The following is a 12,269-nucleotide window of genomic DNA, read 5'->3' on the forward strand; positions in this document are numbered from 1 at the left end:
AAACCAAAAAAAAAAAGATCAGCTGCAACCGCTCCATCCGCAATGCTTGCAGATGCCCTGGTTGCACCCCTCGCCGAAGTCGAGTTCCGCCCCGCACTCAGGACAGAGGTTCTTCTTCTTCTTCTTCCCGGCACCGGCGACCTCGGTGATCGTCCAGTTGTCGAGGGTGGCGATCGTCTGCCTGGAAGCGGCAAGGTCGATGCACTTGCCGACGACGTCCGCACACGAGAGCCCCTCGGCCTCCGGGTTCTTGAGCGCGGCGATGCAGTTGACCTTGGCAAACTGCCGCACAAACTTCTGGTACGGCACCCCGTTCTGGAGCCCGGTCGAGATGGACCGGCCGAGAGCGTTGGAGTTGGCCTCGCACCCGCCGCTTCCCACCGTCCTGATGAAAACCTCCCAGGGCTTGCCGTCCAAGAGGTTGACCGTGATATACAACCGGCAGCACCCTGACTGACCAAGATAGGTCTTGCCAGAGAGTTCTTTCGGGCGCGGGGTCACCGGCTTCACCTCTCCTTCGACAGGCTTCGTCTCTTTGAGGGCGAGCACCACGTCCTCGCGGCTCCCGGTCCGGTAGATGGTCATTCCCTTGATGCCGCTCTTCCATGCCATCAGGACCGCCTCGGCGATCTCCTCGCGGGTGGCGGCGTTGGGCATATTGATGGTCTTGGAGATGGAGGCGTGGACATGCTTCTGGAAGACCGCCTGCATCCGCACATGGTCGCGCCAGTCGATGTCGAGCGCCGTCCTGAAAAGATGCCTGAACGAGGCCGGGAGCCAGGCGACGTCGCGGATGGTGCCGGTCTCGTGGACGTGCTCGATCGCCTCCTGCACCCGCGCCTCCTCCTCCTCGGCCGAGAAGCCCATCCCGCCGACGACCCGGCGGAGTTCGGCCTCGAAGAGGGGGTGGAGGATCATGAAGGTCTTGCCGACGGTGTTCTTGCGGGTATAGGCATAGGAGAAGACCGGTTCGATCCCGCTCGAACACCCGGCCAGGAGTGAGATGGTCCCGGTCGGGGCGATGGTGGTGAGGGCGGCGTTGCGCATCTCCGAGTCGCCCCAGACGCTCCCTTCGAACGCCGGGAAGGTGCCCTTTTCGCCGGCGAGCGCGTGTGACTCCTCGATCGCCGTCTCGTTCACCAGGGCCATCACCTCTTCGCAGACCGCCCGGCCCTCGTCGGAGTCGTACGGTATCCCGAGCATCAGCAGGGCGTCGTGGACGCCCATCAGTCCGAGCCCGATCTTCCTCGTCTTCCTGGTCGCCTCGCCGATCTGCGGGATCGGGAAGACGTTCTCGTCGATGACGGCGTCCAGGAACCGGACGGCCATCCGGGTTATCTTTTTCAGGCCTGCCTCGTCAACCGCCCCGTCCTTCACGAACTTCGCCAGGTTGATCGAACCGAGCACGCAGGACTCGAAGGGGAGGAGCGGCTGTTCGCCACATGGATTCGTGGTCTCGATGGGCCCGAGGTGCGGGGCCGGGTTCGTCCGGTTGATCTCGTCGTAGAAGAGCACGCCGGGCTCGCCGTTCTTCCAGATGCCGTCGATGATCCCGTTCCAGATCGCCCCGACCGTGATCTCTTCGTCGGTATAGGGGTGGGTGATCCAGACTTTGTTCAACTGCCCGGACTCCACGAACTCCATGAACCGGTCGTTGACCATCACCGAGATGTTGAAGTTCGAGAGTTCGCCTTCGACGCCCTTGGCATGGATGAACCTGAGGATGTCGGGGTGCCAGACATTGAGGATGCCCATGTTCGCACCCCGCCGGCGCCCGCCCTGCTTGATGACGTCGGTGGCGGCGTTGAAGACTTTCATGAAGGAGATCGGACCGGAGGCCACGCCGTCGGTGGACTGGACCGGAGCGCCGTCGGGACGGAGGCGGGAGAAGTTGTAGCCGGTGCCCCCGCCGCTCTTGTGGATGAGCGCACCCCATTCGAGGGCGTGGAAGATCTCGGGGATGGAGTCGCCGACCGGGAGGGTGAAACAGGCCGAGAGCTGGCCGATCTCGGTGCCGGCGTTCATCAGGGTGGGAGAGTTCGGGAGAAAGGAGAGCGAGCGCATCGCCTCAAAAAATTCCTCGCGTTCGGCGTCGTCCTTGCCCAGCGCGGAGGAAACTCTCCTGCATATATCTTCAAAGGTTTTTTCACCCTTGCGGAGGTAACGGGCCGCAAGGATACTGTCAACTACTGAATCGGTCATTGTGGTGCACCATAAAATAAGAGTTGGAAACTCTTCTCTACATCAGATCGGCGGGAGAGATAATTATTCTCACCCGCAGATCGGCAGGCACGGTGTTCAGGTGGTCGCCCACCCACCCTCGACCGGGAGGGATAACCAACGGGAACGTGAGAGACAGAGCGTGTTTCGAGGAATGCCGGCCTCGAAGGCTTCCAGCAGCGAGTCAGGAGTCAAAGGTCGCCGCCGGGATGTACCCGGTCGACGGGGGGCGGCGAGGGGCTCTCCGCCTTCCCCGCCCCATCTTCATCCCGGGGGTCGGGGGCAGCGCCCCCGGCACCGATGTTTGGGAAGGCGAGATGATCAGACCAGCCGCCTTCAATCGCAGCATCATCACACCCGGGAGCCGCAAGAATGTTCATCCCATATGCTCGAGCCCGAGGGTCATGACCAATTCTCCAACGCCCTTTATTCAGGAGGATCATCGTCCCCGAGGTGGCGCCGGATGAGGGCCCATGCGACGCTCATGCGGCCGGGAAGGTCGGGCAGGTCGTCGGGGGAGAACCATCCGGCCTCCTCGACCTCCGCGCCGTCGGGCCGCACCTCGCCGCCGGCGTACTCGGCGAAGAACCCGGCCATCAGGGAGTGGGGGAAGGGCCAGGGCTGGCTCCCGAAGTACCGGAGGTTTTTGATCGAGACCCCGGTCTCTTCGGCGACCTCGCGGGCGGCGGCGTGTTCGAGAGTCTCGCCGGGTTCGACGAACCCGGCGACGAGGGAGTAGCGGCCGGGCGGGAACCTGGGCGAGCGCACGAAGAGGATCTCACGCCCCCGCCTGACCAGGACGATCACCGCCGGGGTGAGCGCGGGGTAGACGACCCCGCCGCACCTGGGGCAGACCTTCGCCACTTCGCCCTCTTTGCGGACCGCAGGCTCGCCGCACCGTCCGCAAAACCGCGTCGTTTCGTCGAAGTGGACGAGTTGCACGGCCCGCCCCGCGATGGCGAGGCTCTCCTCGTCCACCCGGCAAAAGAGGTCGCGCAGGCCTTGCGGGGTGAGGCCTGGCGGGACGGCGTCTGTGCCGAGGGCGTAGAAGGGGATGCCGTCGAGGGTGCCGAGCGGGATGGCGTCCGAGGGGTCGGTGCCGTCGGGGAGGGCCGGAAGAATCGGCGAACCGCTTCCATCGCAGAAGACCTCGCCGCCGCGGACGAGGAGCCACCTGGACGGCCCGGCGGCCGGGTGGTCGGGATGGAAGGCGAGATGTTCGACGGCGAAGTGCGGGCGGGGCACAGGCTCATGCCCCGGCATGGATCTTCTTCAGGAGCCAGGCCATGTTCTGCCCGAGGATCTGCATCGTCTCCAGCCCCTCCGCGTCCTCTTCCACCTCGCCGGGCCCGAGGCCGAGCCCCAGGTTCCAGTACGAGGAACCGACGGTGACCATGTTGCTGATCCCGAAGAGGTGGTTGATGGTGTCGTAGGCGTGGATACCTCCGGCGCGGCGGACCGCGACGACGGCCGCCCCGGCCTTGCGGGCGAAGAGCCCGCCGTTCGCGATCGAGACGAACCCGGCGCGGTCGATGAGGGCCTTCGTCTCGGTGGAGACGTCGGCGAAGAAGGTGGGCGAACCGATGATGATCCCGTCGGCCGCGGTCATCTTCGCGATGCACTCGTTGACGACGTCGGTCTCGATGACGCACCGTCCGTCCTTCTTCTCGAAACATTTCATGCAGGCGGTGCAGCCGTGGACCGGCCTGCCGCCGATATGCACGAGTTCGGTCTCGATGCCTTCCTTCTCCAGTTCCAGCAGCACCTCCCTGAGGAGGCGGGCGGTGTTCCCGTCTTTACGCGGGCTCCCGTTGAACGCGACGACTCTCATGGTGATCTCTCTCGGGTACTCTCTTGATATATCGTTTTGGCCGGTTTATTTCTCGAAGAGCGAGACGGCCTCTTTCAACACTTCTGGGATCTCGATCCCCTGCGGGCAGAGGGAGAGGCACATCCCGCATTCGGTGCACCACGAGGCCGACCCGCCTTCGCCGAGGAGGGAGCGGTAGAAGAACGCCGCATACGCGGGGTCGTCGTAGAGCGAGGCATTGTTCACCTGGGCCAGGCACTCGGGGATGTTCACCCCGCACGGGCAGGGCATGCAGTACCGACACCCGGTGCAGGGGACGGCGAGCCGCGCCCGGTAGACCTCACGCACCGCGTCGATGACTTTGTGCTCTTCGGGCGAGAGCGCACCGGGCCGGGCGGCTTCGGCGGCGGCGAGGTTCTCGTCGAGCGCTTCCGGCGTCCCCATCCCGGAGAGGACGGTCGTCACCTCGGGGTGATCCCAGACCCACCCGAGCCCCCACTCCGCAGGGCTCCGGCGCACCGGGGCCGCGGCAAAGATCTTCTCCACGTCTTCGGGAGTTTTTCCGGCGAGGAGGCCGCCGCGCAGCGGTTCCATCACGACGACCGCGAGGCCTTTCTCCGCGGCGTACCTGACCCCCTCGGTCCCGGCCTGATAGTGTTCGTCCAGATAGTTGTACTGGACCTGGCAGAGATCCCAGGCGTACTCGTCGACGATCCGCGTGAAGGTCGGGAGGTCGTCGTGGAACGAGAACCCGGCGTACCGGATCCTCCCGTCGGCCTTCGCCTCGTCGAGGAAGGTGTCGACCTCCAGGTCCCAGAGTTTGTTCCACCGCCGCCGGGTGAGGGCGTGGACCAGGTAGGCGTCGAGGTGGTCGGTGCCGAGGCGGCGGAGTTGTTCGTCGAGGCAGCGGTCCATCTCCTCGCGGCTCTCCACCTTCCATGAAGGGAGTTTGGTCGCGAGGAACGCCCGCTCCCGGTAGCCGTCGGCAAGGGCGCGGCCGACGATCCTCTCGCTCTCGCCGTTGTGATACGGCCGGGCGGTGTCGATGTAGGTGGCCCCGCCGTCGACCGCCGCCCGGATCAGGGCGATGGCCGCCGCGTCGTCGACCCGGCCCTCGGGGGTCTCTGGCAGGCGCATGCACCCCATGCCGAGGACGGGGAGAGATTCTCCTGATGATGGCATCTGTCGATAGAGCATTCTTATTGATCTCCGTCGGCCGGAACCTTTTTGTTGCCGGTTGCTTGCGCGATCACATCGTCATGTCTCCCTTTTCAGGTATCTTACCGGTGGAGGGACCGGCAAACCCTCCGGGTCAGGGTTCCGGGATGACCTCGTTCCAAAAAAAGTATCAGACTTTTTTATGATAACATGAATACTTCTGCCCACATATTTCATAAACTCGCCAAATAAATCGTCGATATCCCCATAAACCTCTCTCATTGCGGAAAATTCCCAACCTATATGTAGAGGGACGACAATCCCCATTCATCGGAGAAAGGGAGAGAAATACGATGGGAGACGGACACGAAAAAGACAAAGTCATCTTTGCAGCGACGATGGCCTCGACCTTCGAACCTGACTCGATGACCAACGACAAACTCGAAGCAGCGACGAAAGGGCACGGATCTCTGGTCATCCCGGTCTACGCAGCGGCGAACTCGATCGCCGAGGATATCTTCTGTTCGATTGCCGGGCCAGAGATGAGCCTGATGGGCCGCATGACCGTCGTGGACGCCGCCGCCGGCGAACTACCCCTGGACATGGTCATCGAAAAAGCAGTGCGGGAGGCGATGAACGCCGGAGCCGAACCCGCGAACGCCGCCCTCATCGTGGCCTCGCTCGCCTACTTCTCAGGTTCCTGCGCCAGGTCGGGTGTCCCGCTCGGCAACCGGAAACTTGGCGCCATCGCACGGATCCACGCCGGAGCGGCACGGACCAGTGCGATCGCCCTCGTCACCGGCAAGTCCACCCACCGTATCCAGGCGTTCCCTGCCTATATGGCGATCTACGAAGCACTCATGGACAAAAAACTTACCAGGGTCGACGGTTCCATCCTCCCGCCCTTCATCTCGGGCGGAACGATCTACGGCCACTCGGCCCTCGGCGAGGACTACAACATCCCTGAACTTGCCTACAACGCCGCAAAGGTCGGGACCGAAGCGATGATGAAGAGCATGGCCGGCGCCGGGATCACGCCGCTCGCCCTCTGGCCGGCCCTCATCGGGGCCGCGGTGACGATGGAGATCGTCCATCCCGACGCCATCCTCGGCGAGGAGTTCGGGAAGTTCGGCCGCGTCGATTCGTCGTACCTTGCAGGCAAGGGTGCGCGGGACGCCGCCGGTCTGCCAGAAAAACTCCATATCAGGGGGACGCACGAGGAGTACGACACCGCCAAGGTGCTCGGCGACTTCGGGCTGATCCTCAAAGACATCGGGGGCCCATCGGTCATCGGGTCGATGGCACTCTCTGAAATTTTCGCTGCCTTCGAGGAGGCGGCATCCATCGGTGCCGGGTTCTCGGGCGGACCGGTGAACCCGCCCCTCGGCCACCTTGAGGGCGATTGCGTCCCGGCCCTCAGGCTTCTCATGCAGCACCACGGCGACGTCTTTGCGGTCTCGGAAGCGATCCGCGACTACAAGATGGACGCCTTCATCGACCCCGAGATGGCGCTCTGCGGCCTCAACACCATCGCGAGAAAGGCCGAGCAGGTGACCCGCGGCAAGGTCACGAAAGCCTGCATCCTTGCCTCCGAAGGCGTGCGGGACCGCGCGATCTACCGGCGGGCCGCCCACACCTACGACATCATCAAGGCCGGGAAGACCGTCGCCGACGCCACGCACATCCTCGACGAGGAGAGACTGGCCTATGTCGAGCGGCGGGGTTCGGCGATCCTCTCGGCGTTCACCGGCCGCGAGATCGCGTTGAAGTTCACCGCGATCAAGGCCCACGGCCGCCGGACCGACAAGTTCACCGCGCGCTACTGGGGTTTTGACTCCAATGTCTCGTACGACGTCTCCATCGACGGGAAGCAGTACCATGTCGAGAACCTCAGCGGAAAAGAGGTGCCGGCCTTCGCCCTCGAAGGGAAGAACCGGGACGATCCCGACTGGCCGGTCGCCCTCTTCTGCGGGTCCATCCTGACGCAGGAACTCCAGTACATCGGCCACACCATCATCAACATCACCGTGCCCGCGGCGGTTGCCGCCCTCATCGGGATGGAGGCGAAAGACGCCGCGAAAGGGGCCGAAGACGGGGCGTTCCTCACCCGCGCCATCCCCGGCGCCGACGAGAAGGCCTTCGAGGTGGCAAAACTCGCCCAGCGGGTGTACGCAAAGATCAACGAACCCTTCCCGCCCGCAGCATGAAGACGCTGCTCATCGACCCCAGAGTCGGGGGGATTGCAGGCGATATGCTCGTCGCCGCACTTGTCGACCTCACCGGTTCGACACAGCCCCTCTTCACTCTTGCCGAAGCGATCGTCACCTTGCGGGGGTGCTCGACCTTCGACGTCGGCATCACCGAGACCGAGAACGGGATCAGGGCGAAGAAACTCTCGATCGAGATCGCCGAGAAGAGGAGCGGGTCCGACGGCAACCTTGCGACGGCGATGGAGGAGGTGATCGAGATGGTCGGCCTCTCGAACGGTGCGGCGGCGAAGGCCAGGGCCGTGCTGAGAGATCTGATCGAGGCAGAGAAGCGACTGCACCCCGCGGGGTTTTCCCGTCATACCGTTGCCTCGGCCGACACGATCTTCGACATCCTCGGCCCGCTCCTCATCATGGAGGAGGCCGGGCTTTTGGGCTGTCCGGTGTATGCGACCCCGCCGGCCCTCGGCGGCGGGACAGTCCCGACCGGCAGGGGCGAGGTCGGCGGACCGGCGCCTGCCGCCCTTGAGATCTGTGCCAGGCACCGGATCCCCGTCTCGGAGAGTTCGCTTGCCATGGAACTCACCACCCCGACCGGCGCCGCCCTCCTCGCAAATCTGGCCACGGTGGTGGATCGTTTCCCGGCGATGGTCCCCACCCGCATCGGGTACGGTGCGGGCACCCGCGAGAACAACGGGCGGCCAAACCTCCTGCGGGTCGTCGAGGGGGAGATCGGCGATCTGGTCGAAGAGCGGATCGTGATCCTGGAGACCAACCTCGATGACATCACCGGGGAGACGGTCGGCTACACCTTCGAGCGTCTCTTCGCAGCCGGTGCGGTGGACGTCTTTGTCACCCCGGCGATCGGGAAGAAGCACCGTCCGGTGCAGGTGCTCTCGGTGATCACCGATCACGCCCGGTACCTGGACCTGATCAGCATCATGATGGACGAAACCGGCACCCTGGGGGTACGGGTGCGGGAAGAGCCGCGGCTCGTCGCCGACCGGAGCCGCGAGGCGGTGGAGGTCGCGGTGGCCGGGCAGATTTTTCAGGTGCGGGTGAAGACCTCTCACGTCGGGGAGCGGGTGGTGGCGGTCAAGCCCGAGTACGAGGACATGAAGGAGATCGCGCTCGCCCTCGGCATGCCCTTCAGGGCGGTGGCCGACGAGGTGCACCGGCAGATCCCGGGGATCTGCAGAGATTAGTGTCGCGTCAACCCCAGATGGCGGACCTTTCGAGACCCCTGAAGATCTGGTACTCCTGTCAGAGGGGTACGGCATATGATGTCAATATCCTATTTTCCTTCGGCCAACTGGAGATAAGAAGGTAAAACAGCCATAAAAAGAGACCAAACCAAATAAATGCAAACGAGCCTTACCGAAAATAATGAAAAGGATGATCATGGTATCACTCGTCCTCTGCACCGCCCTCCTCTGTTGCGGATGTGTGCAGACCGCCCCGGAAGAAGATCAGACGAAAGTCACCCCGCTGCCGGGGACGTCCTATGCCGGGACCGGCAACGCCTCCGAGACGGTCCAGATGGACGCCGGACTGTATCGTTTCGCCATGACCTCCAACGGGTCGGGCCCCTTCGTCTTCGAGGTGGAGAACCCTGACACCTACGGACTCCTCGCCCACGGCGAAGGCCCCTACTCCGGCACGCAGGTCTTCGGGATCTATGAGAACGGCACCTATAACCTGAACGTCACCGCCGCGGGCCCGTGGAGCGTGAACGTGCAGCAGGCGGCCGTGGAAGCCGGACACGCCCTGCCCTTCGCGGTCAACGGGTCAGGCGACGACGTCGCCGGATGGATCGACCTGCCGCTCGGCGAGACCGAATTCGATGTTGCCAACGACGGCACGTCGTTCTTTGCGGCCTGCCTCTACAACCAGACCGGTCACCCGGTCATGGATCCGACCGGCACCTATCAGCAGCCGGTGCACGGAAACATGGGCGCCTATAATGGGACCGTGACAGTGTATATCCCGGAAAAAGGCCCGTACTACCTGAATATCGTCTCTGATGGGAACTGGAGCGTCTCGGTCTCCTGAAACCTATCAGTACCCCTTTTTTTCCGGGATCACCCCTCGTACCCCGCCCCTCGGGTCCGGGTCGTCGCCCGCATACCGGGGGATGAGGTGGACGTGGAGGTGCATCACCGTCTGCCCCGCGGCGGCGCCGACATTGACACCGATATTGTAGCCGTCAGGATGATATGTCTCCTCGATCTGGTCGCGGCACCTGGAGACGAGTTCGAGGACGGCCATCTTCTCCGCGTCGGTCGCCTCGAAAAACGTCGGGACGTGCCGGCGCGGGATGACGAGGATGTGGCCCGGACTGACCGGGTAGCGATCGGCCCGCGCATAGGCCAGGTCGTTGCCGAGGACGATCTCCCCGGGCGCAGGGTTGCAGAAGGGACAGGTCATACCCAGAGGTCTCATCTTCGACCAATAAATACGTGGCTTTGCTCCTCCCATCGGACCGCTCGCATGCGGGCGATCTCTCGATCGACTCCCCGTTCATCCGGGCCACTCTGTCACACCGACATCTTCAGACATAATATTTTCGCAAATAATTTAAAGATAAGTATTAAACAAAATGGAAATATTTATTTCCCCCTCAATCACTATCATCTATCAACCTGTAAAATCATATTAATGCGTGAGATTTGATGATATCCCTCCTCTATATCAGTGAAAATACCCCCACACTCGACGAGGCATGCCGGTGCTTTGAAGACGAGGATGACATTTCAGTCATCACCTCGCGCTCCGCACCCGCTGCCCTCACGATGCTGCACAATCGCTCCTTTGATGCGATCGTCTCAGCATGCAAGATGGCGGAGATGGACGGGATCACCCTTCTCAAGATACTCAGAGACGCGGGAGACCTGACTCCCTTCATATGTCTCACCGAAGATGACGATGATGAGACCGTCATCCAGGCCCTCGGCAATGGCGCCGACCTCTGCATCTGCAGAAAAAGCGATCCTACCACGCTCTCGAAGAAAATCCTGGCCCTGGTGGCCGGCCGAAAAAAGATACACCCATGCCGGGATCAGATCTGCCGGTTCCTCCCGAAAAATACCGCGGCCGACACACCATCCGGGGATCCGAAGAGAGCAGAACCTTCCCTCCTGACCGCAAGACAAGAGGGAAGAGAGAGAGAGACCGGCAAAGTCGGAAAAGAACAGAACGGGGGAGTGGACCCCAGCAGAGAATGTTCGGACATCTTACAGATCTTCAGGGACATATCAGGACCGGACGACCCGGATAATCCCTTCAGGGAGAGTGAGAGATTCTATACATCCCTTATAGATTCCTTGCTCGACGGGATCGTGATCATCGACCTCTGTGGCAGGATCATCTATGCAAACCAGGCCGCCAGGGAGATCGGAGGCAACACCTCGTTCAAAGGTGAGGAAGAGAGCGTATTCGCCTTTATCAGTCCGGGATACATCGGCACGGTGAAAGAATGTTTGCAGAGATGCCGGACAGAAGACCACACCTTCTCTTTTGAGTGCCCGGCCAGAACTTGCAGGGGAGAAAAAAAGGAGATCGAAGTTCTCGGGAGTACCATCGCCTATCAGGGAAATCGGGGGCTTACAATCTCATTCAGGGACATTACCGAACGAAAGAAGGCGGAAAAAGCTCTCAAGGAGGCAGAAAAAAATAAGCAGAACCTGCTCCAGGGGTTCCCGGAATACATCATTGTCTACTCAGACACCCGCGGGGTGATCTATGCCAACCCCGCCGCAGAGGCGGCACTCGGCAAGCATCCAGACAAAATTACCGGGAAACCGGTTCTCTCCCTTGTCATGGAAGATTTCAGGGAGATCTTCGAGGGAGTTGTTGCAGACAGTCTTTCCGGGAATCAATCCATGCCGCAGGAGATCATGCTGAAGACCCCGGACAATACGCCTCTCCCGGTCACCGTCAGAGCGACGTCGATCACCTATCAAGACGAAGATGCCGTGCTCCTGGTCCTGACCGACATCACCGAGCGGTTGGTCCTCGAGAAGGAGATGGAGTACTACGCCGCCGAACTCAAACATTTCACAGAGTCGCTCGCCAGGATCAACGATAAACTCACCATCATGGGGAGTATCACCCGCCACGATATCCTCAACCAGCTCACCGTCCTCCTCGCCCACCTCGAAATGGCGGAGGAGGAAAAGGCCGAAGACCCCGCATTCCTCACCCACCTCAGGCCGATCCACAAGGCTGCAACCAACATCCAGGAACAGATCGAGTTCACCCGCGACTACCAGGACATCGGGATCAGGGCACCGCAGTGGTGTATCATGGAAAGAATGGTCGTCAGGCTGAAACCCCGGACCATCACGATCCAATCAGAGGTCAGGGGGGTCGAGGTCTATGCCGACCCGCTCTTTGAACGGGTTCTCTTCAACCTCCTCGACAATGCCGAACGACATGGGGGGGAGGTCAGCACCATCCGGATCTCATGTCGGGAGGAAGAGCACGGGCTTGTGATCCTCTGGGAGGACGACGGCACCGGGATCAAAGAACAGGAGAAGGAGAAGATTTTCAAACGGGGGTATGGGAAAAATACCGGCTTCGGCCTTTTCCTCTGCAGGGAAATCCTCTCGATCACCGGGATCGAGATCAGGGAGACCGGGAAATACGGGAAAGGCGCACGCTTCGAGATCCTGGTTCCAGAAGAGGGGTATCAAATGGAGCGGGATCCGACGGGTGCCCCGCACCACCCGACGCAGGCCTGAGCCCCCGGTCCGTGCCCCGGTACACACCCGATACCGGAACCCCCCTCTGATCATATCCCCGAATAATTTCGATCAGATCATTCATCCGGATTGAAGCACATGTTCCGGACCGAACGGATTTTCTCCTGCCGG

General features: G+C 62.0%; 9 protein-coding genes. 4 read left to right on the forward strand and 5 right to left on the reverse strand.

Going from position 1 to position 12,269, the window contains the following annotated elements:
* Positions 1-18 precede the first annotated feature (18 nt).
* The 4 genes from RJ40_RS05770 to RJ40_RS05785 all read right to left on the reverse strand — a co-directional run bounded on the left by RJ40_RS05770 (position 19) and on the right by RJ40_RS05785 (position 5,227).
* The gene (locus tag RJ40_RS05770) at positions 19-2,202 is read right to left on the reverse strand and encodes an adenosylcobalamin-dependent ribonucleoside-diphosphate reductase (RefSeq protein ID WP_265582400.1); all 2,184 of its coding nucleotides are present in this window, start codon (positions 2,200-2,202) and stop codon (positions 19-21) included.
* Positions 2,203-2,646: 444 nt separating this feature from the next.
* On the reverse strand, positions 2,647-3,483 hold the full coding sequence (gene nudC, locus RJ40_RS05775) for an NAD(+) diphosphatase (RefSeq protein WP_265582401.1): 837 nt from the start codon (positions 3,481-3,483) through the stop codon (positions 2,647-2,649).
* Positions 3,470-4,051, reverse strand: a complete 582-nt coding sequence (locus tag RJ40_RS05780) for a flavodoxin family protein (RefSeq protein WP_265582402.1) — start codon at positions 4,049-4,051, stop codon at positions 3,470-3,472. Before RJ40_RS05780 ends, nudC begins: the two co-directional genes overlap by 14 nt.
* Positions 4,052-4,096: 45 nt before the next feature.
* Positions 4,097-5,227 (reverse strand): aldo/keto reductase, encoded by a 1,131-nt coding sequence (locus tag RJ40_RS05785; RefSeq protein WP_265582403.1) that lies wholly within the window; start codon positions 5,225-5,227, stop codon positions 4,097-4,099.
* 314 nt (positions 5,228-5,541) lie between these two features.
* On the opposite strand from RJ40_RS05785, the gene RJ40_RS05790 reads away from it, so the two are divergent.
* From RJ40_RS05790 to RJ40_RS05800, 3 genes are all read left to right on the forward strand, one after another.
* Positions 5,542-7,395 carry a hypothetical protein gene (locus tag RJ40_RS05790; protein ID WP_265582404.1) on the forward strand — a complete coding sequence of 618 codons (1,854 nt, stop codon included), beginning with the start codon at positions 5,542-5,544 and terminating at the stop codon, positions 7,393-7,395.
* Positions 7,392-8,600 carry a nickel pincer cofactor biosynthesis protein LarC gene (gene larC / locus RJ40_RS05795; protein WP_265582405.1) on the forward strand — a complete coding sequence of 403 codons (1,209 nt, stop codon included), beginning with the start codon at positions 7,392-7,394 and terminating at the stop codon, positions 8,598-8,600. The genes RJ40_RS05790 and larC overlap by 4 nt, the downstream gene beginning before the upstream one ends.
* 196 nt (positions 8,601-8,796) lie before the next feature.
* A complete protein-coding gene (locus RJ40_RS05800; RefSeq protein ID WP_265582406.1) occupies positions 8,797-9,447 on the forward strand; it encodes a hypothetical protein in 651 nt (216 codons plus the stop codon).
* Positions 9,448-9,453: 6 nt separating this feature from the next.
* On the opposite strand, the gene RJ40_RS05805 is transcribed toward RJ40_RS05800, so the two are convergent.
* The gene (locus RJ40_RS05805) at positions 9,454-9,822 is read right to left on the reverse strand and encodes an HIT family protein (protein ID WP_265582407.1); all 369 of its coding nucleotides are present in this window, start codon (positions 9,820-9,822) and stop codon (positions 9,454-9,456) included.
* Positions 9,823-10,067: 245 nt separating this feature from the next.
* Between RJ40_RS05805 and RJ40_RS05810 the strand changes: the two genes are divergently transcribed.
* On the forward strand, positions 10,068-12,137 hold the full coding sequence (locus RJ40_RS05810) for a PAS domain S-box protein (protein WP_265582408.1): 2,070 nt from the start codon (positions 10,068-10,070) through the stop codon (positions 12,135-12,137).
* Positions 12,138-12,269 lie beyond the last annotated feature (132 nt).

Origin of the sequence: Methanofollis aquaemaris, from assembly GCF_017357525.1 — an archaeon.
GTDB classification, from domain to species: Archaea; Halobacteriota; Methanomicrobia; order Methanomicrobiales; family Methanofollaceae; genus Methanofollis; species Methanofollis aquaemaris.